Source organism: Desulfomonile tiedjei DSM 6799 (assembly GCF_000266945.1).
Lineage (GTDB): Bacteria > Desulfobacterota > Desulfomonilia > Desulfomonilales > Desulfomonilaceae > Desulfomonile > Desulfomonile tiedjei.
In genome coordinates, this window is the sequence record NC_018025.1 from 4695720 (window position 1) to 4721289 (window position 25570).

The window sequence follows — 25570 nt, forward strand, 5'->3', positions numbered from 1 at the left end:
AATCTATAGTGAACGACTTCGTACACATACGAATAACTTGAATGTAATGACCCGGCAACAGCTTGAGGAAATGGCTCTGGAGAGACTCGTTGCTTTTCTTGTCATCGCATCGAGGATTCCAAGAATGCACAGATCGAATGAGTAAATTGCTGAAGGTCCACAGGAGTGTTTAGATGTACTGGTGGAACATGTCGAAATTGGAAGATGACCTCCGAGAGGGTCGGGTCAGTGAAAATGAACGTTTCATGTACTATCCCGCGACATTTCTCGCATGGAACCTTGCCGTTTGTTCCGGCTATTCGTTCAGCATGGAGGATCTCACTTCCACGGCTCTGAATCTGACTGCTACCATCATAGGGACGATCTCTTGTCATAGGGTCAACAAAATGGGGGACAACGCAGACTTTATCCCCAGGATGATCTGCTTGGGTTGGCCCGCAGGCATTCGGATTGCAGTGTTTTTCGCGAGTATTGCATTGTTGATTGCTGGTGTTGTCCGCCTACCGGCAGCAGCATATGGCCTTGAGGCATACATATCCGCAATGCGGGACCATCTCGTGCATATCTGGGGCATTTCTTGGGGAGTCTTTTTTCTTGTGCCTTATTACTCTTTGATTTACAGCGGTTTTATCCGAATTGCCCAGACGAAAGCGCCTGAGAATATGGCGAAAGTCGAACCTATTAATACTCGCCGTCCCAAAAGTGATCGAGAGTTGGCTTGGGAAGCGCTGAAGTATCCACTTGCGGTCGTTGGAGGGATAGGAATTGCTGTGTTAAGCCTAATCGTGGCAATGAACTTGGGCGATCTAGAATTTTCGGAGCGCACCAGAACATTATTATTGCCTGGTCTGGCGCTGATGTCGGGAGCGGTCTGGTTGTGCGATGTGAGAACACGAACCGCATCGGAGACAATAGCTTCTCGAAAGGTCCACAGGAGTGTTTAGATGTACTGGTGGAACATGTCGAAATTGGAGGAAGACCTCCGAGAAGGCAGGGTTAATGAAAGGGAGCAGTTCAAATGCTACTTGGCGACATTTGTCGCATGGAATCTTGCTGTTTGCTCCGGGTACACATTCAGCGTTGAGGACTTAGCGTCGACGGCTTTGAATGTGACCGTCATCATCATAGGGACAACCCTTTGCTATAGAGCCAACAAAAAAGGGGACAATGCAGATTTTATTCCCAGGATGATCTGCTTGGGTTGGCCTGCAGGCATTCGGATTGCAGTGTTTCTCGCGAGTATTGCATTGTTCCTCTCGGGGCTCAGTGGTCTCCCCGCGGCAGCATATGGCTTTGAAGCCTATGTCTTCGCAATGCTGCACAAGCTCCGCGAATTATGGAGCATCTTTTGGGGAATCTTTTTTCTACTGCCTTACTACTTTCAAATTCATCACAGCTTTATCCGTATTGCCCAGGCCAAAGCATCTGACAATGCGGTAGAAGCGAGCAAGCCGATACTTCAGCAAAACGGTACCGCAGTAGGACAACGTCTCAAGAGTGATCTGATAGAGTCGGAGTTACTGAAGTATGCCCTCGGGATTCTTGGAGGCATAAGCATTACGGTACTAATCGTAATCGTACCAATTTATGTGAGCGATCACGCGATATCGAAGCGTTTCAGGATATTGTGCAGTGCTTGGCCGCTGCTGATATCATGGCTGTTGGTTTGGCTGATGAGATGGGAGAAGACGCGAAACCAATCAGGAGGGTCTCCGAAGAGGTCTCCACAATGATTTCTTCAAAGATCCACATTGTAGGATATGGTGAGCGAAAGCGAACCGCATCGATCGAGAAATGAATGATCGACTCGACAGATGCGGTTCCCGTCGGTCAGCGCATCCTACGTATTGACAAAGAATGATGTTTTGTAAAACCGCTCAAGTTCATCTCCATTCAAGTCTTGGAGCCTCGTTGAGCAAGAAGATCCACATAAGCGCCTTCGATGAGCTGCTCTGGCGCAATCCCAAGCTTTGCCATAAGCTCATGAGCTTCCCGGATGCCGGCTTCGGCGAGCTCGCCCTCTTCCAGGAGGACCTCCAGTTCGAGGAAATGCCCAAGGCCTTCGACTCTGTCGAGATGAATCCGTGTTCTTCCGACAAGATACAGCGTGCGGTGCTTCCGAACGCGACCTGCCTGTCCATATGCCAGAGACAGGGAATCTCGCAACGTGTCGGGTGTAGACGTTGGCGAGCGAAGAAAAAACGATTCCTTCGGACCCGGCTGGTCTGGTCGACGGTAGAAGATGAGTTCGCCTTCTTTATTGGAAAAGACGCGTAATTTCAGCCGTCCCGAGTTACACCTGAAAAATGTATCGTCCTGGACAATTTCGATTGGTCCTTTATCTGCGATGGCCGCGGCTTTGGGCGCAAGAGCCTCCACGCTTTCGATATGGGCTTTGATTTCGATGTTTCTCGCCATAGGAAGTCCGAATTTGGTTGAAGTCATTCATAATAAGTCGAACACAGGATATCTCCAGCCTCCCAGATTATGAGAAGAAAACCGAATCGGCATAATATCATGGATACTATGGCCTGAGATTTCGAAAAGGGCATGCATAGCCAAATTTGTATGATATAGGTTATATTGATCATCAAAATACTATCGTTAAAGCCTTTAACTCGTATCAGCCAGTTGCATCATAACGAAATTAGTCTTGTGTTCATAATAACTAGACGTTACAATGTACTATGTCTAAATAGGTCTTTTCATCGGCTTTGTTCTGGGAGGCTCTACATCGGCTTACCGCAGAATAAGGAGCCGAACATGAAAATCGAAGTATTGGGCCGAGGATGCGTTAAGTGCAACTTACTCTACCAGATGGTCTTGGAAACTTTAACGAAATTGGGTCGAGATGCTGAAGTCATCAAAATAGATGATATCAAAAAATTGCCTGATTATGGCGTCTGGCTTACCCCAGGGCTCGTTGTAGATGGTGAGGTCAAGATGTCGGGGAGGATTCCCAAACAGGAAGAACTCGAAGATTGGCTTTCCTGAATGTTGCATGCCGAAAGCTCGGAAGCGAGGCGGTTTCTCACGTCTCACACCAATGCGCTTTCATACGAGTGATATCGGGAAGCCGATCAGTTGCCGGCTCCGGCGGATCTCCTCTGCCACGGACGGCGCAGCCTGACTTCGCTTCGGGGACCTACCGGAGCCGGCTTCAGCATTGTCACTTTTGATAGCGCATTGGAATTAGTTGCGGCGAGACCGGGTTGGTGAAATCTCCCGCTTGTTTCAGCACTGCGACACGCGTTAGGAACGGAGTAGAGAGTATTTCAAAGATCTCGGCAGAGTTGCCTAGCTCACAGGGTTTGTCGGGGAGGTGACGACATGGAAATGGAAGACCTGACTCACCGATTGGCGAGCCTCATCAAGACAGGCAAAGAGTTCACTTTTGAGCCATCTTTCGACTTCAGCCCGATGCTGCAGTGGATGGAAGCAGCCTTCTCGGCGCTCGCACCGCTTCCGGAAGATCAGGCGAGATTTGGGAAGTATTCACTGCATTACAAAAGCCATCCGCAAGATCGGGTTCTTCTGGGGATTGAGGTGCTCTATAATGCTCTCATAAATGCCATAATCGAATCCGAAAAGCCCGTACCTCCTATCATGATCTGGGGCAATCCGGATCGGATCGAACTGCAGTCTCGTGGCGCATCCGGCTGGGGAGGGCAATCGCGTCTTCATCATTAGTCTATGAGATCGAAGAAAGCAAACACAGATGCGGTTCTCAACGGTCATCGCATCCCACACACTGACACAATGAAGCCAATCTTCAAGCCAATTTTTCTGAAAAAGGCGGCATAGAGTATTTCTGACGATTCGGTTCGTTTCGCTCACCATATCCTACGCACCCGAAGTTTCGGACCATAGGTGTCCGTGGCGTCACGTAGGAGTTCTCTTGTTGTTTCTTGCTGCTTCTGGCAGCAAACCTGTCATTTGGGTATGGAAAACAAACCATAGTTTCGGCATCGTTAGTATGGAACAATTTCCCTAGATCCGCTCTTGGAATGCGTCCGAGCAAGACAAGGACTGTAAGGTCTCTGCCCTCGAATTCCCTGCCTGACGCTGTTTTGCCCTTCCTATCTCTCATGTCCAAGCAGGAACAGCCCTGTTCGTGAATCGCTGGAGAAGACCCTCCAAACACGCATTCAGAGCCGATTTAAAGACAAAAGCAGCATCTAAACAGTCTTCCTGGCACGTCCTTTGCAATTCGGCTTTTTGGAAGGGCAGAATTCAGGGTGGGGTAGAAGATCATGATAGGCAAAGGAGCTTCTTCGATGGGCAATCAGAATACGTTAGGCGAGATGGATGAAAAGGTAAAGGAGGGGCTCAGGATCGCTCGCGAATCGCTTGAAGATGAAACGCTACTCAAACTCTGCGACGACCTGGAATATACCTGGCAGCACCTGTGTTCCAATCTCATAATAGTCAGTGTGGGACTCTCAGCCATGAGATATCGGACATCCGATCAGATTAGAGAGCAGCTCATGCAGTACCTGCAGACGATTAAATCAACGAAGAAACAACATGAGCGGATGTTCTTTCCTGATACAACTCTCGCGAACTGAAGAAATAAGATTTCGGAGATGTCTTGACATCATTATGAAAGATGTCATGATGACTTTCATGAGAACAACATTATCAATAGACGATGACGTGATCGAAAGGGCGAAGGCAATTGCAGCTAAACTCCGCAGGCCATTCAGAGCGGTTGTAAATGACGCTCTTCGTGCCGGTCTTGACCAAATGGAGAAGCCTGCAAGAAAGCGTGCCTATAGAACGGAACCTCACGCCATGGGCCTTCGATCCGGTCGTAATCTGGATAATATTCAAGAATTGTTGGCTCAGATCGAAGGAGAGGACTTCCGTTGATTCTCGTCGATGCCAACATTCTTCTGTATGCGGAAGACTCTCTTCACCCTCGTCACGAGCAAGCCCGCTCATGGTGGGATACCCAGCTATCCGGCACTGAAACTGTATGTCTATGCTGGACGGTTCTCTGCGCATTTATTCGGATAGGAACCAATTCGAGGGTTTTTGAAACACCTCTTTCTCTCGAACAAGCACTTGCTCGTGTCCAGAGTTGGCTGGACCAGCCATGTACACGCATCATTCGTCCAACTGAACGTCACTGGACTATTCTTCAGCAAATGCTAGTGGAAGGTCAGGCCGTTGCCAATTTGGTTACAGATGCACATTTAGCTGCTCTTGCCATCGAACATGGCTGCGAGTTGGCCTCCACCGATTCTGATTTTGCACGTTTCACCAAGCTGAAGTGGAAGAATCCTCTCATCTGACCGATCCATCCCAAATTCGTTCCTTAGAGATGTTCTCTGATCTAGAGCGGGGATGTTCCCCAACGATCTAGAGCAAAGATAGTACTTGACCGGTGCAGAATCGGTGAGTTACGGTAATTACTAGAAATTCGTTTCATTCATCGCCGCAACGAGACCAAGGTCCCCCAACTACCTGGAGATTTCTCATCAGTGGTCAAAATGGCCAATCTTTTCTGGAGAAACCGAAACTGTTATTCAATAGCAGATGGGCCGGAGAAACATGAAAATGACTCGCGATGAAATCTTAAACATACTGGAAAAAAACCGGGACGCCATCCGTGGCTTTGGCGTTCGCCGCCTGGGAATTTTCGGCTCGTACGCCCGCGATGAACAGACGGAAACCAGCGACATGGATTTTCTCGTTGAGTTTGAGATAGCCAGTTTCGATAACTACTTCGACCTGAAATTCTTCCTGGAAGGCCTTTTTGAACGTCCGGTCGATCTTGTCATATCGGATAGCATCAAGCCCCGAATTAGATCCACAATTCTCGAAGAGACCGTCTATGCAGCGGGATTATAGGTCGTACATGGCCACGATTTGCGGCTCATTAAAACTAATAAATTGGATCAATGAGACCGGGAGTCAGAAAAATGCTTAAACGGGTATCGTTTCTTTTTGGTTCTGGCATTTCGCTTCCCGCTAAAATGCCCTCGGTGGATGATATAACGCAAAGCGTTCTCTCAGGATCAGGCATAATGCGGCATACGAACGGAAGATACTACGTTGATCAATCTTGTTGTGGCATTATGGCCGAATATGTCGAAAGAGTTGTGAAATTCCTGACGAGGTTATCCGTTGAGATCGAACGCTATTATAATTCTAAGCCGTATTACAACGATACTCCCCCCGTAAATTATGAAGACCTATACTATTTAGCTCTCCAGATACTTGATAGTGAAATGGGAGAATATGACAATCCGATTGTTCAGCCGTTTGTCGACAAAATTCTTCCAGATATCTCCCCGCTCTTGGGCATAGATGAATGCGAAACGAAATGGGAATTTTATAAAATTGCGGAAGAAGCTACCAATTTCATTAGTGATACCGTCTGTGGCCTTCTCGAGAGTACCAAACCGACCAACTTGGATTATCTGAATTGCGTCCGCGACGCAAGCTGTGATCTGAAAACATCATTTCTTGAAATATTTACCTTAAATCATGATACCATTCTTGAATCCTATCTTGAAAAACAGAATATCGAATATACCGCCGGATTCGAACCACCAGAAAATGGTTACCATTATTGGTCACCAAAGGCGTTTTCTGATTCTTCACATAAAGTGCGGCTGTTTAAGCTTCATGGATCTGTGAACTGGTTCCGATATAAACCTACCGCAGCTACGGGAATCAACGATCCTGTAGGTATTGCCGATGATGGGCGTCATTGGCTCATCAAATCTCCAAGTGGCGAATTGCGGCGGCGTTATGCTCGTAACCGTGGTCGCCCTGTACTGCTGGTTGGAACCTTCAACAAAATGCTGGAATATACGAACAGAATTTTCGCTGACCTTTTCTTTGAATTTCGTCGTGCTTTGAGTCAAACAGATCTTCTGATCGTTTCCGGGTACGGTTTTGGAGATCAAGGCATAAATGCGCAGGTAGTTGAGTGGATGAATTCCTCCAAGAAAAAGAAGATCATAGTAATACATCAAGATCCCGATGGCTTGAAATGGCGCTCACGGGGCAACGTTTTGACCAGATGGGATGATTGGGTCAGAGATCGGCAACTTGCGACCATTGAGAAATGGATTGAAGATACTTCTTGGGAAGACATTCAGAGCAGGATGGCTGAATTAAGACAGTATTGTGCGAGGCGAACGTCTCGGCAAAGAGACTCTCGCTGACGCGACTTCTTTTGGTAACCTGCAACCGAGAAGCTACCATTTTGCCGGTTTGTGAATATTCGTTCCCGGAATCGGGTCTGGGAGCTGGGATATTCGCAGAACTCCCTCTCTTATTTTCCCCACGAAATCGGCATATTTGATCAATTGCCGCGATTGAGGATTCTTATGAGGAGTAATCACTCCTATGCGTTTCTTGTTTTGAGATCTCACCAGCTTCAAAGGCTCCGCTAGATCGCTATCATTAGAAATCAAGACAGCGCAGTCATACGAATCCAGCCAGGCGTCATTCAGTAAATGGACTGCCAAGTTGACATCAGATCCCTTTTCTTCAGTTTTTATGACTTTTATACGCGGTGGACCTTCCGATCGATCTGCTAAAGGTGCCCAAACGGGATGGCTCAAGAAATGCCCATAGTAGATCTCTACTTCTGGCAGATAAGCTTGCAGTGCCCGCAGAAAAGTTTGTTGCCGAATATATTTGTCAGGGTCATGTGGAGTGGGTCGAACGCGAGCTGTAAAATACTTGATTTTGAGAATGTCATGGTGAGGTTTGAGGATGTGCTTGCAGAGAGCCCTAAAATCGAGCCACTTGTAATGAGTACCCCGGACTGCCCCATAGTAGAGATTGAAGCCGTCTATGTAAACGTAGGTTCTCAATAAGCAGCCTCAAATAAGCAGGGGCCCCAGAAGGGCCCCGCGCCCCATCGTCGAAACGAATGGGGGGAATATACATCAAATTCGACACCAATTAGACCGGAATCGTTCTGACAAGTCAAGCAATTATGAGAAACCCAGCATCCTACGTCTTTTTTCACGAATAATATTCATAATACTGACGATTTCATCTGGTGGAGGCGGCGGGAATCGAACCCGCGTCCGGAAATCTTCAGCCGAAGGCCTCTACATGCTTATTCCGAGTTTTGATTCTCGTCCGTTGGGACCCCCTCGGAAAAGGTTCCCTTCAGACCAGCCCGCTAGGTGTTTCGCCTCATCTCCAACAGGCACGGAAACTCGGCTATCCTGCTGCCCTCACTTCTTCCATCCCCACAGGAAAGAAACGGAGAAGTGCTAGCCTTACGCGGCTAGAGCGTACTCGTAATCGTTGGCGAGTATCTTTTTTTACCGGCGGTTTTACGAGTCACCGGAGTGCTCGACATGCAGCCTTGACCTCAACTATCCCCGTCGAAACCAGGTCGCCCCCTTTCGAAGATGGGAAATATTAAGATCGCTTTAGTGAAGACACTCGCAGAGCCTTTTTGTTTCCTCTAGCTCACAATAAAAATGAGACTATGAGGATCTCTGGCGATACTTCACCAGACGTTCCAGTTCTCTGCGCTGGTCTTTCTTCTTAATGGTTTCTCGCTTGTCGTAGGTTTTCTTGCCCCTCGCGAGAGCCATTTCCACTTTGACCCTACCACGCTTGAAGTACATTTTCAATGGTATGAGCGAAAAGCCTCGCTCCGCTACCTTCCCGGTGAGCCTTTTCAACTCTCGTTTGTGGATCAACAACTTGCGGTCGCGAAGAGGCTCGTGGTTCTCCCGATTCGCCTGTGCATATGGAGAAATATGAGCATCCACCAGAAAAAGCTCTCCATCGACAATCTTGCCGTACGAATCCGAAAGATTGGCCTTGCCGCTCCTGAGAGATTTTACTTCCGAACCGAGTAGACTGATCCCTGCTTCAAAGGTGTCTTCAATCTCAAAATTGAAAAACGCCTTCCGGTTCTTGCAGATCAGCTTTATGCCGTCGTTTTGCGTCATAGAGAACTATTGATTCTGATCGATAAAATAGTCTTTGGGGAATCGTTTCCTGATCCAGGACTCGAGGAAACCGTGGATCTCCCGGGCGTCACTCATCTGGAACGCCTGCCAGGTCAGCTCCCGGCATTCGTCCATACTGATCGATCGGATGAGTTTCTTCACCAAGGGGATTGCAAGAGCATTCATGGAAAGCTCGTCCAGACCGAGACCCAGGAGAATCGGGGTGTTCACAGGATCACCGGCCATTTCTCCGCACATTGCCACGTGAATGCCTCCAGCCTGGCCTGCACTCACTATCTGCCGTATCAATCTCAGGATGGCTGGATGAAGCGTATCATACAGATAATTAACATGTTCGTTCACGCGGTCTATCGCAAGAGCATATTGAATGAGGTCGTTGGTTCCTATGCTGAAGAAATCGACCTCCTTGGCCAAGAGATCGGCGATCGCCACCGCAGAAGGAACTTCCACCAGAATCCCCAGCTTTACGTCATTACCGTATGATAGACCTTCGCTTCTGAGCTCTTCCTTTACGGTTTCAAGAAGCTTCTTCGTGGCAAACAACTCTGGAAGGCACGAGATCATAGGAATCAGCAATTTGCAGTTGCCGTAAACCGCAGCTCGATAGATTGCACGCAGTTGGGTTTTGAAGAGGTCAGTCCTGCTCAGACAAAGCCGGATCGCCCTGAATCCCAGAGCCGGATTCGTCTCATGCGGAGTATCCAGACTTACTGCAATCTTGTCACCGCCTATGTCGAGGGTACGGATGGTAACCGGTTTCGGAGCATGGTGTTCCAGAACGTGTCGATATGCTTGAAACTGCTCCTCTTCGGATGGTAGATCCGGTCTTCCCAGGAAAAGATACTCTGTTCGGAACAGTCCTATACCTTCAGCTCCATGGGAATAGGCAATGTCAATCTCGTCCACCAGCTCAATGTTCGCGGAAATACGAACAGACCTCGATCCGTCCCGTGTAACCGCGGGCAGACGGCCGTAGGTCATGAGAGATTGCTGGTATTTCTTATAAAGCTCTTGTCTTTCCCGATACCTGAAGATTACGTCCGGATCGGGGTTGATAATGAGCACTCCCGTACTGCCGTCGACTATGATCGTGTCCCCGGTTTGTACCTGCTTGCTGATCTTCTCCAAACCGGTGACAGCAGGGATCTTCAAGGATCTGGCCATAATCGCGGTATGAGAGGTTCTACCCCCCATATCTATGGCAAATCCGAGCACGCATTCTCTTCTGATCTGAGCAGTATCTGCCGGAGACAAATCTTGCGACACTATGATGGAATTCGGCGGTAACTGATGGATTTTCTTTTCGGTAGCAATGCCCATCAGAATACGGAGCACGCGTTCGCCGACAAAATGAATGTCTCTCGCCCGTTCCTTCAGGTACTCATCTTCAATGGTGTCGAACGCTGAGGTTATCTTGAGCATTATCTCGGACAATGCCCATTCCGCATTCTGCTTCTCGGATGCGATGGCCTGCTTTGTGCCTTCGTAGAACATCCTGTCCTTCAGGAGCAGAATGTGCGTATCCAGGATGTAGGCGTGATCCCCCAGGGGATGATGCGGTCCTATGTGACCCTTGATGGACTTTATGCGTTCAGCCGCGGTTTTGACCGCACCCTCGAACCTGATAATTTCCGCAGGTACTTCCTCAGGTTTCAGCATGCGTTTGGGACAGATTTCCGTTGTCAAACGTTCGATAACAACGGCCTGACCGATTCCGATGCCGCCGGATACTCCAACCCCCCGCATCAATTTGTTCTTGTCGTTCTCGTTCGCTTTAGGCGACGTACGGTTTTTTTTCCCGCTAACCTTTTTCGGGCTCTTCATTTTGAATTAATCGACTGATCTCCTGGATTGCTTGCTCGGAATCCGGGCCGTAAGCTCGTACAGTTATCTCGCACCCGGGCGTCGCAGCTAAAAGAAGTAATCCTAACACACTTCTTGCATCAACTTCCACTCCATCTTTCACCAACGTGACCTGTGAAGAATAATTCTGCATAGCCTGTACCATCATAGTGGCCACTCTTGCATGAAGCCCCAATTCGTTGCTCACCGTGAGCTTGGTTTCTAAGAGTTCGTAATTCAGAATCATACTACCAGCATCCCCGTTTGAAGAAATACGAATATGGAAAACACGCCCAATGCAATCAAGTAAATGACTGCTGCAGGAGGCATCTGCAGACGAAAGAGAGCTACAGCAGCCAAAGCGGCAACAAACAGCCCGCCTCCGGCCACCAATCTCACTGAGACTTCCGGCACCGGTACTTTCATGCCCAGATACAGGATCAACCCCGTCAAAAGCCCCAGAGCAACCGCAAGGACATCCCGAGCCGAGGCAACAATCGCCGCTATTCCCGGACTCTTAAGGATCTGAAGGATCTGAAGGCCTTCCGTCCACCCCATCAGAAACCCTCGACCGCGGAGAAAAAACTGGGGCAGATTGTACGTTGCCAGCAGTATGACAATGCCAACCACAGATCCGAAAAACAAGAAGCCGAACAACGTCCCGCATACCGCAGCCAACGGTTTCAGATGACTCCAAAAAAAACGATCGCCATATGCAGCCAAAGTAGCCATGATACGTTTTCTGTAAGGAATGATCGTAGACGGCTCAAGATCATGCTCCAGTCTGGCTGTCAAACCGGCTAGAAGCGGTCCCATGCTGGGATGTGTATTCACCGGCTCTAAATGGCGGCGTATTGCTTCTCTCCGCTCTTCCTCATCCGGGTATAACCGTTCGAGTGCAGGGAAAAAACAAAATACGAATCCGATATTCTGCTTTTTTTCATAGTTCCACAAGACTTCCATAAGGAAAGATCTCTCGAAGACTCTCCGGTTAACCCCTCTCATACTGATGGAATCGGAAATCTTATAGCGCATGGAACAAGATTAGACTAGCGTCTCAGACCTGTCAATGGACAAGAAAACGCGGTTCGGATACGTTTTTAATCGTCATGATCGTCGAAATCCTCTATGGTCGGCGGGAGTGGAATCCTCTTTTGAGACTCCGGAGAGGTAACAGCCGGCGATCGATCCAGTTTGGGAAAATATGCGCACGAGCCAACAACATGGCTCATACAACATAGTAACAAAACTACCGCAACTTTCTTTAACATCTGATTATCGTGGTGCTTACAGGATCCCCATCTTTTCACCTATGAGCTTGAGCATGGCAATATTCTCGGTATGTCCCGTCCGGCGGGCGATAATCTTGCCTTTAAAGGGTCTCCCGAACAGGTAAAAATCACCTATTATGTCCAGAATCTTGTGACGGACGAACTCGTTTTCATAACGGAGCGGTGGATTGACCACTTTCTCATCATCCAGGAGGATGACATTGGATAGTCTGCCGCCCCCCGCAAGCCCCATTTCATCCATCATGCGCATGTGTTTGACGAATCCGAAGGTTCGGGCAGGGGCTATTTCTTGCTTGAAACTCTCGGGGCCGTCACACCTGTAACACATCTGCATCGTGCCTATTGGCGGCGGATAGTCCAGAAAGTAATCCACTTCCAGGCAATCGGACGGTTCCACCCTCATGAACTTCGGGCTTCCCGAAGGCACGGGCAGTTCGATGGGCTCGGTTATCCTGACTTCTTCGATTGGATCTTCCTGTACAATGATTTCCGCGTTCTCAACCAGATTACAGAACTGAAGAGCCGAGCCATCCATAATCGGCACTTCGCCTGAAATCTTCACGAGCACGTTTGTAAGGCCGTACACGTGAAACACCGCCATAAGGTGCTCGATAGTCTTGGCCAGCAGACCGTTTCGTTTGAGACACGTGGATAATTCCGTTGATTCCACATTGGAAATCACTGCCGGAACTGTACCTGCTGAAGTAATATGACCGAAGAGAATTCCACTGGACGGCGGCAAAGGCGACAATGTCAGGCCCGTTTTCACTCCGGAGTGGAGCCCCTGCCCGTACATGACTACTCTTCCCCGCAGCGTTTTCTGGCGGGAGTTGCTGCTTTCCGACATTACTTCTCGATCGGCCGGTCCCGGGATAATCGTAACATTTGGCGTGCTTTCAGATGTGACCGGTTCCGGTGTGGCTTCAATAATGGTATCTACACCGGAGTTGCCCAGTACCCCCGTCATGGGAATGAGAAGGTCGTTTGCCGTAATCTGCGATCCGGGCGCTGTCATCACCACATGCTCGATCAAAACTTTGAGCTCTTTTACATTTCCCGGCCAGGGGTACGCAAGCAGGCGATCCATGGCCTCGTTGTCCATTTCGACCGTGTTCCGGTCGAATTCTTCACCCGCTTCCCGCAGAAAGTGATCGATATAAAGCGGAATGTCATCGGGCCGCTCGCGAAGAGAGGGAACTCGAACCACTCTCTGGGCCAGCAAATCCGCCAACTCCTGAGGGAACCCGTCCGTGCGGACCAGATCGTCTGCATCGGTCAGGCTTGTGGAAAGAATTCTGAATTCCGAGGAGTCGGATCGTGGATTTTTTCCATCTGAAATCATCAGCTCGCGAAGAATGGCGGCCAAAGGATCGCGCACGTCTCGTGCAAGCCGATCCACTCTCACGAGCAGCAAAGTCTTCTCATTCCTGCGGCGGTCGAAAGATGAAAGCACACTACCTGAACCGGACTTCTTGCCCAGCAAAGATTCGCGCACGTTTTCAGTAGTAAGTTCGGTACAACGGATCTTTATCAGATTATCGCGATCTTTGCCTTCCATCTGATGGATGACCCGCGCCAGGAACTCCTTCCCCGTTCCTTTCTCGCCCGCAAGCCAGACAGCCCCCTTCTGTGCTATGGTTTTTTCCAAGGTCTTCTTGAGACCGGCCACTTTGGACGATGTGCCGATAAGGTGAGCCTGAGCAGTACCGTTCCCTGAGTTTGTCTTCTCAGATTCCTTGACAAGAATGGCCTTGTCTACCAGGTGAAGAACGTCTTCCAGATTAAGCGGTTTTTCAAGATAATCAGTGGCACCCAGCTTGATGGCTTTGACCGCGGTTTCAATCGTCCCGTGTCCGCTCATCATGATGACGGAACACTGCGGATCGATCTTCTTGATGGCTTTCAGTGTCTGCATCCCGTCAATGCCCGGAATCCAGATGTCCAGGAAAACTATATCAGGGGAATCGCTCTGAACGATATGAAGTGCTTCCTGACCGTCTCTGGCCTTAATCAGCGAGTGTCCTTCATCCGTCAGGATTGCGCCCAGAGATTCCAGGATTTCTTCCTGATCGTCAACTACAAGTATTCTGCCTTTTTTCATAATCGGACGATAATAGCTTGGGGACCGACAGCAAGCAATCAAAAAAATCTCATTCCTCGTAAGTGCAGAATCATACGAGTAAATCTGTTACTGCTACCCGTCATCGCTCGCTCTTACCGAAACAATTGCCCAAGCGAAAGACCGAAGTTGTTTAGTAACGAGCTCGGATTCATGACAGGCCTCCCTCTGCCTGGCCTCTGTTTCAGGAGTGGTGACATGTCACCACTCCTAAATTTGTCTGAGATTCCCGTCTCCATACACGCGCATCCGTATTCTCGCAGCTTACCGCCTACCGTCGGCGATGCAGCCTGCCATAAAACAGTTCAAATCATCATTTTGGGCTTTTCGGACAATTCTTACAACCCGCGCGTGCAGGTTGAGACGTATCCGGAACATTTTGGGTGACTCCTTCAGCCTGAGTATTCCCGGTGTCCGACGATCCTTGAGGACAATTCCGACAGGGCTTAAGCGGTTTGGAACTATCTACACCCACAAGCGTTCTGGTTGCAGCCCCTGAAACATCGAGCTTCTGGGGAGCCACCCCGTCCTGGGAGCCACTGGCGTCCACCAGGTGAATCGAACCTTTGGCCTTGGTCGGCAGTTGATCTGCCAGATTCGTTGGCGGCGGTTGTATCGATTCGTTCGCCCATACGAAAGGTGATGCACAGATGAAGGTTACCATGACAAGAGAACAAAGAACTGCTGCTAGAATTCGCATTGTGAAACGCCTCCCGAGAGATAGGCTTTCAACGAAAGCTGGGAGACTTGTACACCAAAATCGTACTTAGTTAAATAGTTATGTTGAATTGCTAGAAGAAATAGTAGCAATAGTGGTAAGTCAGCAATATATCAGAATAACGTAATGTCTATCCATCATCTTAAACAAGATAGCCTTTTTCACTTTTTCTTACGGCTCATGAGACGAGGAGTCTTCCCTGAGATTACGTGAACAAATACGTCTTCATCGTGGGACTGATTGTCGAAAATTCTGACGTTTTATCTTACGCTCTAATTCAAGATATCAGTGGGGACTGGCGTCCCTGCCAGTCCATTCTATTGATATCATTTATTATATTGAAGATGTGCCGACACGGAGGCCGGCACCCACCAATACTCCTATCTCTAATCGGACATTAGTTTTTGGCAATTGTTATAATCGTTCAGTCACGAGCGGGCGCTTGGGAATCTGCGCCCTGGAAGGGCGGTCCAATAATAGCCACGGGTGCAACCCGTGGAACAGCATGCCATAATCCTTGGCAAACGACCCTAGCGAGGTCGTCCAGGGCGCAACAATTCCTGAACATAATTGGAGGACCCTTCCAGGGTCGGCAATAACGAGATACACCGTCTCCGTGGGTGCAAACCCACGGAAGCGGAACGGCAAAATCCTTTGTCTTCATGACCCTGAAAGTGTCCACCAATGACAGTTGGGAATCATTGCCTGTTGGTCGACCCTTTCAGGGTCGTTGAACCATGTTTATGGACATCGCGCTGTCCACGGGTTGACAACCCACGGCTACCATTGGGTTGCCCCTTCGGGGCATTCACCGCATTCCGCACGTACGTGAACGGTTGCGTCATCATCTGCATTTTTCTTGATTGTGAACGGTGGGGCAGGTAAACTAAACAGTCATTGTTTGTGTTTTGCAGTGTATAATGACGTTTCTCTTTGAGGCTGCGCGTACAGATACGTTTCAAGCAGTCTTACTTAAATTGGGGGCCCTGGTTTATGAATCTTCACGAATATCAGGCAAAAGAAATCCTGGCAAAGCGAGGGGTACCTATTCCCAGAGGCTCGGTTTGTTACGATCCCCTGGAAGCACAGATTGCCGCACGGGAATTGAAAACTGAAAAGGTGGTTCTCAAGGCACAGGCGCATACAGGCGGCAGAGGAAAGGCCGGCGGTGTTGCACTCGTCTCCGCAGAAGGCGATATCAGGACTAAAGCATCGGAAATCTTGGGACGCCAGTTGGTGACCTACCAGACCGGACCGGAAGGCAAACCGGTGAGCGCTCTGTTGGTAGAAGAAGTCCTTCCCATCGACCGGGAAATGTATCTCGGTGCCGTCCTGGACAGGACTTCCGGCAAAGTCACGATTATGGCGAGTTCTGAAGGCGGTGTGGAAATCGAGAAGCTTGCCCGGGAATCACCGGAAAAGATTATCACGATCGCGGTCGATCCGCTGCGAGGACTCACGCCTTTTCAGGCAAGACTCCTGGCATACAAGCTGAGCGACAACAAGATTCATGCACAGCAAATAGCGAAAACGGTCAGTGCAGTGTACGACGTGTTCATAAAGTACGATTGCACTCTCGCGGAGATAAATCCGTTGATCGTTTCAGGGGACAAGGTTCTCGCCCTGGATGCCAAGATCAACCTGGATGAAAATGCCCTGTTCCGACATCCGGAACTGGAATCGATGCGAGACAGGTCCCAGGAAGATTTGCTCGAACTGTCTGCAAGAAAAGACGGATTGAGCTATATCAAGCTGACCGGCGATATCGGTTGTATCGTCAATGGAGCCGGTCTCGCTATGGCCACGCTTGATTTGATCGCTCTCCACGGGGGCTCTCCCGCTAATTTTCTGGATGTAGGAGGCGGAGCAAGCGAGCAGGGCGTGGCAGACGCGATGAATATTCTTCTGGACGACCGGCGGGTAAAGGTAGTTTTCATTAATATATTCGGTGGCATATTGCGGTGCGATGTGCTGGCCCGAGGCGTTATCAAAGCATTAAACGCCCGCGGAGTAGCGCTCCCTATTGTTGCTCGAATTGAAGGAACCAACATCGAAGAAGGCCGCGAACTGTTTGAGCAATCCGGTCTTCCCATAGAGATGATACCGTCCCTGGACGAAGCCGCACGACTGGTGGTTGCCAAGGCCAAGTCCCTTTAGTTTTTTATGGAGAGGTGAAATGGCAATTCTCGTAAACAGGGAATCACGAGTCATATGCCAGGGAATTACCGGGCGAAATGGAACATTCCATTCGCTTGCCTGCCGGGAATACGGCACGAATATGGTAGGCGGAGTCACCCCGGGAAAGGGCGGTTCCACAGTTGATGGCATTCCGGTATTTAACACCGTTTGGCACGCCGTCAAGGAAACCGGTGCTGATGTCTCCCTCATTTTCATTCCCGCAGCCCAGGCCAAAGACCCGATTCTCGAAGCAGTGGATGCAGGGATCCAGGTTGTCGTATGCATTACGGAAGGCATCCCGCCCCTCGATACTGCGTCCGCATTGTACACACTCAGGCAGGAAGGAAGAATTCTCATAGGGCCGAATACCCCGGGGATCATTTCTCCACCGGAATCGTGTAAAGTCGGCATCATGCCCGGATACATTCACAAGCCAGGACCGGTGGGGGTGATCTCACGATCGGGAACGCTCACGTACGAGGTTGTGGACCAACTCACCAAGAATGGAATCGGGCAGAGCACGTGTCTCGGCCTGGGAGGCGATCCGGTAGTCGGGCTCAGCTTCGTGGACGTTCTGAAGATGTTCCGGGAAGACCCTGCAACTGAGGCCGTGGTGCTCATAGGAGAAATCGGCGGATCTGCCGAGGAGCAGGCTGCGGAATATATTAAAAACGAATTCAACAAACCGGTCGCAGCCTATATTGCCGGAAGACTGGCTCCTCCAGGCAAAAGGATGGGGCACGCTGGAGCGATCATATCCGGGGGATCCGGAACAGCTCAGGGAAAAATCCAGGCATTGCAAGACGCGGGAGTGACCGTTATTGAGAACCTGACTCAGGTGGGCTCTGCGGTTAAGCAGTTGCTTTAAGTTCGTGATGGGGCTCAGTTCACCTGCGCTGTGCCGAAATGGGTGAAAAATTTTTTGCACGACGTTCCTTACCGCACCCTGTCTGATCTTTTAGTGCTCGCTTCACGTTGAATTTCCATACGGGATTTGCAGTGGCGACACATGCCGGGATTTGCTGAAATTTACCGCGCGTCAAATCAAAGTCCGCATCTCGCGTGCCGACAGATTGACGCTTATGTACCAAACTCCCGCTTTCCCGCGCAGGCTGCGCAATCGATCTTGGACCTTATCGAAATAAAGAGGAGATGTACATGTCCGTGATGGAACAGAAGTTCGAGGAGCTGTTGGAAAAGCTTGCCGAGGCCGATATGGCCGGAGGCGTAGATAAAATAGAAAAGCAGCATAAAGCCGGCAAGATGACTGCTCGAGAGCGAGTCTTGGAGCTTCTCGACGATGGTTCCTTTGAAGAGATCGACAAATTCGTTGTCCACCGGTGCAGCGATTTTGGTATGGACAAAACCGTAATACCCGGAGAAGGCGTAATCACAGGGTTCGGAAAGGTAAACGGCCGGGGTGTCTATGTGTTTGCACAGGATTTCACCGTGTTCGGTGGCAGTCTCTCTTTTATGCACGCGCAGAAGATCTGCAAGGTGATGGATCTCGCGTACCGCAACGGTTTTCCTCTCATCGGTATAAACGATTCAGGCGGTGCTCGAATCCAGGAAGGCGTGGAAAGCCTTGGGGGCTACGGCGAAGTCTTTTACCGGAATGTCCGTGCATCGGGCGTAATCCCGCAAATCTCGGTCGTCATGGGACCGTGTGCAGGTGGGGCAGTCTATTCGCCTGCTGTTACGGACTTCATCTTTATGAAGGAAAAAACCAGCTATATGTTTATTACCGGTCCTCAGGTAATAAAACAGGTCACCAGCGAGGAGATCGATCCGGAGAGCCTCGGAGGCGCGAAAGTTCACGGAAGAGTTTCCGGCGTGTGCCACTTCCATTATGCCTCGGAAAAAGACACTTTGGCCAAGGTAAGGGAACTGCTTTCATTCCTCCCTGATAGCAACAGAGTCCCTCCACCGATTGTTCACACCGAAGACCCTGTGGACAGGCTGGTCCCGGAGCTTGATACCATTATCCCGGACAGTTCCCGCCGACCGTACGACATGAAGAAAATCATTGTCCCGGTTCTGGACAACCGCCATTTTATGGAAGTACATGCGAATTACGCGAAGAATCTCATTACGGGTTTCGGCAGACTCAACGGCAAGACCATCGGTATAGTCGCAAACCAGCCGAATTGGATGGCGGGATGCCTGGATACGGAAGCATCGGTCAAGTGCTCCAGATTTGTACGATTCTGTGATGCTTTTAATATTCCACTCTGGACCCTCCTGGACGTTCCCGGGTATTTGCCCGGAACTCAGCAGGAGCACGGCGGCATCATCAAGCATGGCGCCAAGATACTGTATGCTTACGCGGAAGCCACGGTTCCCAAAGTAACCCTCATCACGCGAAAAGCGTATGGCGGTGCGTATGTGGTTATGTCAAGCAAGCACTTGAGGGCTGATATCAATCTGGCGTATCCTTCAGCGGAAATCGCAGTTATGGGACCTGAAGGAGCTATTCAGATTCTGTTCCGAAAAGAGATTTCCGACGCTGAAGATCCCGCAGCGAGGAGGGCGGAACTGATACAGGACTACGTCGAAAAATTCGCTAGTCCTTACAGAGCAGCTCAACTGGGATTCGTGGACAGAGTCATTTTTCCGCGGGAAACCCGCTCGGTGTTGATCAAAGCGTTTGCTCAATTGGAAGGAAAAACGGAAGAGAAGCCGAAGAGGAAACATGGAAATATTCCTCTCTAGTAGATGACCTGATATCATTCCCGCACCGGAGCGAGATTTGACCGGATGGAGAACTCTGGGGAAAAGAGGACTGACGAATGGAAAAACGCATCAGGGTAGTTGTTGCCAAACCCGGGCTCGACGGGCACGACCGCGGAGCCAAAGTTGTAGCACGAGCATTGCGTGATGCAGGCATGGAGGTCATTTACACCGGATTACGACAGACTCCGGAAGCTATTTATCAGACCTGCATTCAAGAAGATGCGGACGTCTTGTGTCTCAGCTCGCTTTCCGGAGCTCATGATTACTTGTTCCCGAAAGTAGCAGAAATCTTCAAGCAAAACGGGGTCAATGACGTGCTTATTCTCGGTGGAGGCATTGTTCCCGAAGAGGATATCGGAGAGCTCAAAGATGCAGGGATTGAGGAAATCTTCGGTCCCGGCACGCGTACGGATTATATTGTCAAATACATCGAGACCCACCTGAAAAAAGCCATTTGATCCCGATTTGCATTCAAAATCCCCCCTTCCCCCCTTTATAAAGGGGGGTTAGAGGGGATTTTTGTCTAACTTTGAAAACAAATTGGTATGACTCATTCCGCCTTCTCTCGATTGTACACCGCGAGAAAATCCTCATAGGTAATTGCAAAGCTAATCCCTTCAGCCTGGGATTTGTCTTTTGTCCAGCTCACGATTCCTATGAGTGTGCCATCCTCGAGGTAGAGGCCTCCGCCGGAATTTCCCTGGTTAATCGGTGTCTGGGTCTGTATGATTTTGAGCTGAATCGATCCCTTGGAAGACTCCCGTATGCCCGAGATTGCTCCTTCTGCATAACTCCAGCTCAATTCGTGCGGATTCCCGACGGTAAAGACTCTATCCCCGATTTCGAAATCAGGTGTACTCTGGAGTTCCGGGAAGGGAATTCCGTGAGGATTCGGGCCGGTTGCAACCAGCGCGAGATCCAGACCTTCCGGCGCAGTCCACCACACGTACCCTTTTTTGTTCGTGCCGTCGTGAAAGTAAATGGTAATAAATGCCCGCTGATCCAGCTTGGATGTTTGATCTCCGTTAAAAGCAGGGTCTACCACGTGGCGATTCGTGAGAATCACGTATTCGCCTTCATTTTGCCCCAGAATAATACCTGAACCGGTAAGAGATTCATTGTGGAGAAATGCAGGCCATCCTCTACGCTCCACAACGAAGAACACGTTCAATTCCATGGCCCTGCGAATACTTTCTGGAGCCCGTTCCAGGAAATTGGCCGATGGAAACGTGAACTGCTCGACAGACTTGTAGGCAGTGTGAACCGACCTGGGGAAGGCAAATCCAAGAAGAAACACCCACAGCACCACGTCCGCCAATCCGATGGCCAATCCGGCAATGGCTAGCTTTCGCCCATGCAAATATGGGTTGGCTGCAATCTGAGTAATGGCTATTCCCGCCAAAATCACTGCAATCACGCCCGTGATGAGCCCCATCAAAGGGATTCCGAGCAGCGCAAGAATCAAAGACCACAACGCGAACGGGTGCAGACGCGTGGCGAGGTTTCGCACGGAATCGGTACCCTTGCCGGGCAACGTTTCGGAGGTGTAATCGTCCATCTATGGTATTTCAGCTCCTCTTGTGACTCACAATGTATCACAAGCAAGCTTTCTTTCCACTCTCGGAGAGATTTTTTTCTGAATTCTCATAATGCGCTTTCGTTGCCAGCCTAACTTCCCGATGGAGCGAGTCACCGCGTTCATCGATCGTATCCTGTCGCGCGGTGCAGTTTCTCCTTGCTTTTCCGGACAATTTCTGCTTTACAAGCCTCACGAGGAATTGATTTTTCAATTCAGCATATTACGTAAAGGAGTTAAGATATGACTTTAAAAGAGATTCGAGACAAGGCCAGAATAGTCGGTGTCAAGAACTACACCCGCATCAGAAAAGAAAGCCTCATTCGAGTCATCCAGGAAATGGAGGGAAATTCTCCGTGCTTTAAAGGCATTAGCAACTGCGGAGAATTCGGTTGCCTCTGGAGAGACGAGTGCCAGGAGATCTGAGAGACAAGATTCTCCAAACTGAAGAACTTACGAAGTCAGCTTGTACGCCAGTGCTTTTAGCCGGACAGAGAACTCATGCATCGGGGGCTTCGTTAGTAACACGACAGCCCATGACCGGCCAATCCCTCAGCGTCATTTCAGCACGGGAGGGATGCGAGACTGCATTCAGGGGAAGCAATAAGAAAATGTTCAGGCCGTGAACGCTCGATGGCTCGTCCATTTTGCCATTGATGCTGCCGTCATTCTCTACAAGCGCCAAATCCGCCGCAAGCATTGCTGCCGGATCTGAAAGATTTCCCCATCCGTAGAATTTGGCCACTGATCGGGGCACCAGGTCAGTGGCATCCTTCTTTCGAAGTTTCTAATGGAATCCCACAGCGAAGCCCCAACATCCCGGATCGTATCCGCCTAATAGTCTTTCCTATCTCTTCGCATTCTCGAACAGCCGCCAAATGCTTTCCTGAATTCGCCTGAACACAAGGCAGTGTTGTGGCTACCGGCGAAGAAAACGTGGTATGATCATCCTTCGGGTAAAAAAGTCCCATCGTTTTGATTAAACCCAGGGATCCCGGACAATCCCGGAATCCGGAAACGGAGCAATGATGGCAAAGATCACCATTCAGACGCTGAGAGAAAAAAAAGCGCGCAAGGAGCCTATGACATTCCTTACGGGATACGATTATCCTTTTGCTCTGTTGGAGCAGAAGGCCGGAATAGACGTGATTCTGGTTGGCGATTCCATTGGAATGGTGGTTTACGGGTACAATTCTACACTCCCCGTGACGATGGATTTGATGATGCCTCATGTAAAAGCGGTTCGACTGGGTGCACCTGATGCGTACCTTGTAGGTGACATGCCGTACATGAGCTATCAGGTTTCAAAATCGGAGGCGATTCGCAATGCCGGAAGGTTCATGGCGGAAGGCGAGTGCGATGCGGTGAAGCTCGAAGGCGGACGTGAAGTGGCTGAGACGATTCGAGCCATGGCTGACGCGACCATCCCGGTGATGGCACATATGGGGCTAACTCCGCAATCCGTGGCACAGTTGGGAGGATACAAGGCTCAGGGTCGAGATCTGGCAACTGCCAAGAAGCTTATTGAAGATGCTGACATTCTTCAGGAAGCCGGAGCGTCCAGTCTCCTTCTTGAGGCAGTTCCTGCGGAAGTGGCAGCAATAATCACCCAGCGCTCTAGGGTGCCGGTATTCGGTATCGGCGCTGGACCCCATGTTGACGGTCAGGTACTTGTAATCCATGACATGCTTGGCATGTTCGATCGGGGCACCGCAAAATTCGTGAAGAAATATAGACTTATCGGTCAGCAGATTCTCGAGGCTCTCGCAGAATTCAAAGAAGATGTCACAGCGAAACGATTTCCGGCAAAAGAGCACTGCTACCCCATGCCGGAAGACGTTGCAGCGGAATTGAAGAAATTATACTCATAGCAGCAACGCCATTTGAGTAATAACCCCGTAGTTTCGCATGCAAACCGCATAACCGGGAACCTTCTCGTGCAGAAAAGGTTCCCGAACTCTTGGCGGTTTAAGCGCAACAAGGAAACGAAAGGCTCGTGATGCGGATAGCGATAATAGGAGCAGGCGCATTGGGATCTGTGCTCGGCGGACTGCTCATTGAGGCAGGTCTGGATACGGTTCTCATCGAGCGAAACAAGGACGAGGTAAATCTCGTCTCGAATAACGGTTACCGCCTAGATGGCGTATCCGGAGACAGAACCATCCACCCCAGAATTGTGGCTGATGCATCGGATACCGACGGCGCAGATCTTGTCATGGTGGTGGTGAAATCATACGACACGAGCGCCGCTATCGGAGCAGTGCGAGAAGCCCTTGCACCGGACGGTCTGGTGCTGACGCTTCAAAACGGTATCGGTAATTTTGAGACTCTGAACGCTGCTTTTCCGGGACGAGTCCTCCTCGGTACGACCACCATAGGAGCAATGGCCGTTGAACCCGGCCATTTTAAGCATACCGGTTTCGGACAAACGCACCTGGGTGAGGCGGACGGCAAAATCCTGGAACGCACCCGTGCAGTTGCCGAAGCCCTGGAAAAAATGAAGGCCGGTCCGGTTCATCTCGTGGATAATGCCATGGGGTGCGTATGGTCCAAACTGATTATCAACGCGGCGATAAATGCGCCTGCAACGCTGCTGCGGCTGCGGAACGGCGATCTTCCCTCAAATGAACACGGCAAGCGGCTTATTCACGAAATAGTGGAAGAATGCCTCCGCATTGTGAATGCAAAGGGTATCAAACTGATTTTTGACGATCCGGAAGAGCGCGTAATAGCAGTGTGTGAAGGAACCGCGGGAAATCTCAATTCCATGTTTCAGGACGTTCTGGCAGGCAGAAGAACCGAAATCGATTTCATCAACAATGCCCTCGCAGAAGAAGCCGAGACCCTTGGAATTTCGGCTCCCGTCAATAAAACACTTGCTCTGCTCATAAAATCGCTGGAAGCCACAAGGGATAAAAGGGTGGGATAGACACGTATGAATAGTGGTCTTGGCATTGGGGGCAGAGCCACGGTAGGGGTCCAGCGAACACGCGGGATGCCTGCCCATCCGGAATGACCGGCACGGAGGCCGGTCACTACCGGGCACCCACAAGGGATGCCCCTACCGGGTTTACTTCTTTGGGGCACTAGAAAAAAGAGCTGATAAAGGCAAAAGGCATACCGATGATTTCCGCTGCAGCGGAGATCAGATCCGAGCCCGCGGACTCTTCTTCAGGATAAGGGAGCGCATTGGCAGGTGCAGCCGCAGGCGCCAGTTTAATGGTCACACCGTCTCTCACGAATCGATCGGAGCCGGGCGGCACCGGGACTCTCCTGGGATCTGAAGTCATGAATGCAGGAGAAGGCGAATTCGGTTCTCGGTACTGCCGGTATGCTACCTGAGAATTGGGAACCGGGCATTCCGAGACATTGCACATACGACCGGCAGGTGCCGATGCGACCGGACGCTGAACATGCGATCCTGCCGCCACGTGCCAGGGATTCTGGATAGAAGCAGGCTTCACTTTTTGAATCGGCTTATTCTGCGCGGTGTACTGCGGGGCACGGTCCGGGTTGATCTTTCGGACCTGTGCGGCTGCTTTCTTCTCGGGTTTCTTCTCCGTTACGGCTGCTTTTTCCGCTGGTTTCTTCTCTATAACTTTCGTAGTGGACTCGGCTTTTTCCTCTGTTTTCGGGGGAGGAGGCGAGAGCACCAGGTCTTTCTCAAGATCTGCTTCAAGATCGTTGATCTCTTCACGTGTCTGGGCTGTTGCACCAAACGTGTCCTCGCTCTTGGGAGCAGTCTGCGGAGGAGGAGCCATTCCTCTGGAGCGCTCTTTGTACGCTATTGCAGGTTTGGCTTTCACACCCTCTTTTCCCGATACAGGTTCGGGAAGAAGACTGTCGGACTCCAATTCCGTGTCGGATACCGTCCGGATGTTAGACTTGAACTCGGCTTTCACAACGGTTCCGGGAGCTGCATAAAGCGGAGTCGGTGGCCGGACAACGCCTGCGTCGGCCAACAACTCAAAATTCCCGGCGCAAACCCACGAGGCCGTCAATAAAAGGATGGCCGTCGCAATCGAGCAAATTCTTCCCATTCTTGTATCTCCTTTCGAAACTGTTCCCCTGGGAGAGGAGCAACCTTGATCTCTGGGATTCTGACGGGTGGGTGTCATAATTCCCTCCTTCCCGTTAACTGAAGGGGGC

27 protein-coding genes and 1 other RNA gene are annotated in these 25570 nt (G+C 50.2%); 16 read left to right on the forward strand and 12 right to left on the reverse strand.

Features of this window, described 5'->3' with window-relative positions; all coding sequences use genetic code 11:
- Positions 1 to 173 precede the first annotated feature (173 nt).
- Together DESTI_RS19995 and DESTI_RS20000 are read left to right on the forward strand one after the other, a co-directional pair.
- Entirely contained in the window at positions 174 to 944 is a 771-nt protein-coding gene (locus DESTI_RS19995; RefSeq protein WP_014811795.1) for a hypothetical protein, read from the forward strand.
- Entirely contained in the window at positions 945 to 1733 is a 789-nt protein-coding gene (locus tag DESTI_RS20000; RefSeq protein ID WP_014811796.1) for a hypothetical protein, read from the forward strand.
- Between the two features lie 160 nt (positions 1734 to 1893).
- Here DESTI_RS20000 and DESTI_RS20005 read toward each other — a convergent pair whose 3' ends face one another.
- The gene (locus DESTI_RS20005; RefSeq protein ID WP_014811797.1) at positions 1894 to 2418 is read right to left on the reverse strand and encodes a class IV adenylate cyclase; all 525 of its coding nucleotides are present in this window, start codon (positions 2416 to 2418) and stop codon (positions 1894 to 1896) included.
- 345 nt (positions 2419 to 2763) lie between these two features.
- On the opposite strand from DESTI_RS20005, the gene DESTI_RS20010 reads away from it, so the two are divergent.
- The 7 genes from DESTI_RS20010 (at position 2764) to DESTI_RS20040 (ending at position 7181) form a co-directional block, all read left to right on the forward strand.
- On the forward strand, positions 2764 to 2994 hold the full coding sequence (locus DESTI_RS20010) for a thioredoxin family protein (protein ID WP_014811798.1): 231 nt from the start codon (positions 2764 to 2766) through the stop codon (positions 2992 to 2994).
- Positions 2995 to 3330: 336 nt separating this feature from the next.
- Positions 3331 to 3690 (forward strand): hypothetical protein, encoded by a 360-nt coding sequence (locus DESTI_RS20015; RefSeq protein ID WP_014811799.1) that lies wholly within the window; start codon positions 3331 to 3333, stop codon positions 3688 to 3690.
- A gap of 587 nt (positions 3691 to 4277) precedes the next feature.
- A complete protein-coding gene (locus DESTI_RS20020; RefSeq protein ID WP_014811800.1) occupies positions 4278 to 4568 on the forward strand; it encodes a hypothetical protein in 291 nt (96 codons plus the stop codon).
- Between the two features lie 58 nt (positions 4569 to 4626).
- Positions 4627 to 4872: a hypothetical protein gene (locus tag DESTI_RS20025; protein WP_041287370.1), complete on the forward strand. Its 246-nt coding sequence runs from the start codon at positions 4627 to 4629 to the stop codon at positions 4870 to 4872.
- A complete protein-coding gene (locus DESTI_RS20030) occupies positions 4869 to 5297 on the forward strand; it encodes a type II toxin-antitoxin system VapC family toxin (RefSeq protein WP_014811802.1) in 429 nt (142 codons plus the stop codon). Before DESTI_RS20025 ends, DESTI_RS20030 begins: the two co-directional genes overlap by 4 nt.
- A gap of 265 nt (positions 5298 to 5562) precedes the next feature.
- On the forward strand, positions 5563 to 5856 hold the full coding sequence (locus DESTI_RS20035; protein ID WP_014811803.1) for a nucleotidyltransferase family protein: 294 nt from the start codon (positions 5563 to 5565) through the stop codon (positions 5854 to 5856).
- A gap of 71 nt (positions 5857 to 5927) precedes the next feature.
- The gene (locus tag DESTI_RS20040) at positions 5928 to 7181 is read left to right on the forward strand and encodes an SIR2 family protein (RefSeq protein WP_014811804.1); all 1254 of its coding nucleotides are present in this window, start codon (positions 5928 to 5930) and stop codon (positions 7179 to 7181) included.
- Positions 7182 to 7214: 33 nt separating this feature from the next.
- Here the strand turns inward: DESTI_RS20040 and DESTI_RS20045 are convergent, their stop codons facing one another.
- From DESTI_RS20045 to DESTI_RS20075, 8 genes are all read right to left on the reverse strand, one after another.
- Entirely contained in the window at positions 7215 to 7838 is a 624-nt protein-coding gene (locus DESTI_RS20045) for an NYN domain-containing protein (protein WP_014811805.1), read from the reverse strand.
- A 189-nt stretch (positions 7839 to 8027) separates the two neighbouring features.
- Positions 8028 to 8382, reverse strand: a transfer-messenger RNA (tmRNA) gene (ssrA, locus tag DESTI_RS30210).
- 86 nt (positions 8383 to 8468) lie between these two features.
- The gene (gene smpB, locus DESTI_RS20050) at positions 8469 to 8942 is read right to left on the reverse strand and encodes an SsrA-binding protein SmpB (RefSeq protein WP_014811806.1); all 474 of its coding nucleotides are present in this window, start codon (positions 8940 to 8942) and stop codon (positions 8469 to 8471) included.
- Between the two features lie 6 nt (positions 8943 to 8948).
- On the reverse strand, positions 8949 to 10787 hold the full coding sequence (ptsP, locus tag DESTI_RS20055; protein ID WP_014811807.1) for a phosphoenolpyruvate--protein phosphotransferase: 1839 nt from the start codon (positions 10785 to 10787) through the stop codon (positions 8949 to 8951).
- Entirely contained in the window at positions 10765 to 11052 is a 288-nt protein-coding gene (locus DESTI_RS20060; RefSeq protein ID WP_014811808.1) for an HPr family phosphocarrier protein, read from the reverse strand. Before DESTI_RS20060 ends, ptsP begins: the two co-directional genes overlap by 23 nt.
- Complete coding sequence (locus DESTI_RS20065) at positions 11049 to 11840, reverse strand: PTS system mannose/fructose/sorbose family transporter subunit IID (RefSeq protein ID WP_041286349.1); 792 nt, start codon at positions 11838 to 11840, stop codon at positions 11049 to 11051. Before DESTI_RS20065 ends, DESTI_RS20060 begins: the two co-directional genes overlap by 4 nt.
- Positions 11841 to 12092: 252 nt before the next feature.
- Positions 12093 to 14198 carry a UDP-3-O-acyl-N-acetylglucosamine deacetylase gene (gene lpxC / locus DESTI_RS20070; protein WP_014811810.1) on the reverse strand — a complete coding sequence of 702 codons (2106 nt, stop codon included), beginning with the start codon at positions 14196 to 14198 and terminating at the stop codon, positions 12093 to 12095.
- Between the two features lie 331 nt (positions 14199 to 14529).
- Entirely contained in the window at positions 14530 to 14916 is a 387-nt protein-coding gene (locus DESTI_RS20075; protein WP_014811811.1) for a hypothetical protein, read from the reverse strand.
- Between the two features lie 1011 nt (positions 14917 to 15927).
- Here DESTI_RS20075 and sucC point away from each other — a divergent pair.
- From sucC to DESTI_RS20095, 4 genes are all read left to right on the forward strand, one after another.
- Positions 15928 to 17091: an ADP-forming succinate--CoA ligase subunit beta gene (gene sucC, locus DESTI_RS20080; protein WP_014811812.1), complete on the forward strand. Its 1164-nt coding sequence runs from the start codon at positions 15928 to 15930 to the stop codon at positions 17089 to 17091.
- Between the two features lie 19 nt (positions 17092 to 17110).
- Positions 17111 to 17980 carry a succinate--CoA ligase subunit alpha gene (gene sucD / locus DESTI_RS20085; protein ID WP_014811813.1) on the forward strand — a complete coding sequence of 290 codons (870 nt, stop codon included), beginning with the start codon at positions 17111 to 17113 and terminating at the stop codon, positions 17978 to 17980.
- 299 nt (positions 17981 to 18279) lie between these two features.
- Positions 18280 to 19824, forward strand: a complete 1545-nt coding sequence (locus DESTI_RS20090) for an acyl-CoA carboxylase subunit beta (RefSeq protein ID WP_041287372.1) — start codon at positions 18280 to 18282, stop codon at positions 19822 to 19824.
- Positions 19825 to 19901: 77 nt separating this feature from the next.
- Positions 19902 to 20303 (forward strand): cobalamin B12-binding domain-containing protein, encoded by a 402-nt coding sequence (locus tag DESTI_RS20095; protein ID WP_014811815.1) that lies wholly within the window; start codon positions 19902 to 19904, stop codon positions 20301 to 20303.
- Between the two features lie 92 nt (positions 20304 to 20395).
- On the opposite strand, the gene DESTI_RS20100 is transcribed toward DESTI_RS20095, so the two are convergent.
- On the reverse strand, positions 20396 to 21403 hold the full coding sequence (locus tag DESTI_RS20100) for a trypsin-like peptidase domain-containing protein (protein WP_014811816.1): 1008 nt from the start codon (positions 21401 to 21403) through the stop codon (positions 20396 to 20398).
- Between the two features lie 261 nt (positions 21404 to 21664).
- Here DESTI_RS20100 and DESTI_RS20105 point away from each other — a divergent pair, with 261 nt between their 5' ends.
- The gene (locus DESTI_RS20105) at positions 21665 to 21847 is read left to right on the forward strand and encodes a Rho termination factor N-terminal domain-containing protein (RefSeq protein ID WP_014811817.1); all 183 of its coding nucleotides are present in this window, start codon (positions 21665 to 21667) and stop codon (positions 21845 to 21847) included.
- Between the two features lie 73 nt (positions 21848 to 21920).
- Here DESTI_RS20105 and DESTI_RS20110 read toward each other — a convergent pair whose 3' ends face one another.
- Positions 21921 to 22178 (reverse strand): hypothetical protein, encoded by a 258-nt coding sequence (locus tag DESTI_RS20110; protein WP_014811818.1) that lies wholly within the window; start codon positions 22176 to 22178, stop codon positions 21921 to 21923.
- A 271-nt stretch (positions 22179 to 22449) separates the two neighbouring features.
- Here DESTI_RS20110 and panB point away from each other — a divergent pair, with 271 nt between their 5' ends.
- Together panB and DESTI_RS20120 are read left to right on the forward strand one after the other, a co-directional pair.
- A complete protein-coding gene (panB, locus tag DESTI_RS20115; RefSeq protein ID WP_014811819.1) occupies positions 22450 to 23292 on the forward strand; it encodes a 3-methyl-2-oxobutanoate hydroxymethyltransferase in 843 nt (280 codons plus the stop codon).
- A 128-nt stretch (positions 23293 to 23420) separates the two neighbouring features.
- The gene (locus tag DESTI_RS20120) at positions 23421 to 24350 is read left to right on the forward strand and encodes a ketopantoate reductase family protein (protein ID WP_014811820.1); all 930 of its coding nucleotides are present in this window, start codon (positions 23421 to 23423) and stop codon (positions 24348 to 24350) included.
- 157 nt (positions 24351 to 24507) lie between these two features.
- Here DESTI_RS20120 and DESTI_RS20125 read toward each other — a convergent pair whose 3' ends face one another.
- Entirely contained in the window at positions 24508 to 25461 is a 954-nt protein-coding gene (locus tag DESTI_RS20125) for a hypothetical protein (protein WP_157212226.1), read from the reverse strand.
- Positions 25462 to 25570: the final 109 nt, after the last annotated feature.

Bases quoted from the DNA above. Each gene is read 5' to 3' on its own strand.
- DESTI_RS20105 (WP_014811817.1), top strand. From the start codon at position 21,665: ATGACTTTAAAAGAGATTCGAGACAAGGCCAGAATAGTCGGTGTCAAG.
- DESTI_RS20020 (WP_014811800.1), top strand. From the start codon at position 4,278: ATGGGCAATCAGAATACGTTAGGCGAGATGGATGAAAAGGTAAAGGAG.
- ptsP (WP_014811807.1), bottom strand. From the start codon at position 10,787: ATGAAGAGCCCGAAAAAGGTTAGCGGGAAAAAAAACCGTACGTCGCCT.
- DESTI_RS20075 (WP_014811811.1), bottom strand. From the start codon at position 14,916: ATGCGAATTCTAGCAGCAGTTCTTTGTTCTCTTGTCATGGTAACCTTC.
- DESTI_RS20090 (WP_041287372.1), top strand. From the start codon at position 18,280: ATGGAACAGAAGTTCGAGGAGCTGTTGGAAAAGCTTGCCGAGGCCGAT.
- DESTI_RS19995 (WP_014811795.1), top strand. From the start codon at position 174: ATGTACTGGTGGAACATGTCGAAATTGGAAGATGACCTCCGAGAGGGT.
- DESTI_RS20060 (WP_014811808.1), bottom strand. From the start codon at position 11,052: ATGATTCTGAATTACGAACTCTTAGAAACCAAGCTCACGGTGAGCAAC.
- DESTI_RS20065 (WP_041286349.1), bottom strand. From the start codon at position 11,840: ATGCGCTATAAGATTTCCGATTCCATCAGTATGAGAGGGGTTAACCGG.
- DESTI_RS20095 (WP_014811815.1), top strand. From the start codon at position 19,902: ATGGAAAAACGCATCAGGGTAGTTGTTGCCAAACCCGGGCTCGACGGG.
- DESTI_RS20015 (WP_014811799.1), top strand. From the start codon at position 3,331: ATGGAAATGGAAGACCTGACTCACCGATTGGCGAGCCTCATCAAGACA.
- DESTI_RS20125 (WP_157212226.1), bottom strand. From the start codon at position 25,461: ATGGGAAGAATTTGCTCGATTGCGACGGCCATCCTTTTATTGACGGCC.
- DESTI_RS20005 (WP_014811797.1), bottom strand. From the start codon at position 2,418: ATGGCGAGAAACATCGAAATCAAAGCCCATATCGAAAGCGTGGAGGCT.
- panB (WP_014811819.1), top strand. From the start codon at position 22,450: ATGGCAAAGATCACCATTCAGACGCTGAGAGAAAAAAAAGCGCGCAAG.
- smpB (WP_014811806.1), bottom strand. From the start codon at position 8,942: ATGACGCAAAACGACGGCATAAAGCTGATCTGCAAGAACCGGAAGGCG.
- DESTI_RS20035 (WP_014811803.1), top strand. From the start codon at position 5,563: ATGACTCGCGATGAAATCTTAAACATACTGGAAAAAAACCGGGACGCC.
- lpxC (WP_014811810.1), bottom strand. From the start codon at position 14,198: ATGAAAAAAGGCAGAATACTTGTAGTTGACGATCAGGAAGAAATCCTG.
- DESTI_RS20025 (WP_041287370.1), top strand. From the start codon at position 4,627: ATGAGAACAACATTATCAATAGACGATGACGTGATCGAAAGGGCGAAG.
- DESTI_RS20120 (WP_014811820.1), top strand. From the start codon at position 23,421: ATGCGGATAGCGATAATAGGAGCAGGCGCATTGGGATCTGTGCTCGGC.
- DESTI_RS20000 (WP_014811796.1), top strand. From the start codon at position 945: ATGTACTGGTGGAACATGTCGAAATTGGAGGAAGACCTCCGAGAAGGC.
- DESTI_RS20040 (WP_014811804.1), top strand. From the start codon at position 5,928: ATGCTTAAACGGGTATCGTTTCTTTTTGGTTCTGGCATTTCGCTTCCC.
- sucC (WP_014811812.1), top strand. From the start codon at position 15,928: ATGAATCTTCACGAATATCAGGCAAAAGAAATCCTGGCAAAGCGAGGG.
- DESTI_RS20100 (WP_014811816.1), bottom strand. From the start codon at position 21,403: ATGGACGATTACACCTCCGAAACGTTGCCCGGCAAGGGTACCGATTCC.
- DESTI_RS20010 (WP_014811798.1), top strand. From the start codon at position 2,764: ATGAAAATCGAAGTATTGGGCCGAGGATGCGTTAAGTGCAACTTACTC.
- sucD (WP_014811813.1), top strand. From the start codon at position 17,111: ATGGCAATTCTCGTAAACAGGGAATCACGAGTCATATGCCAGGGAATT.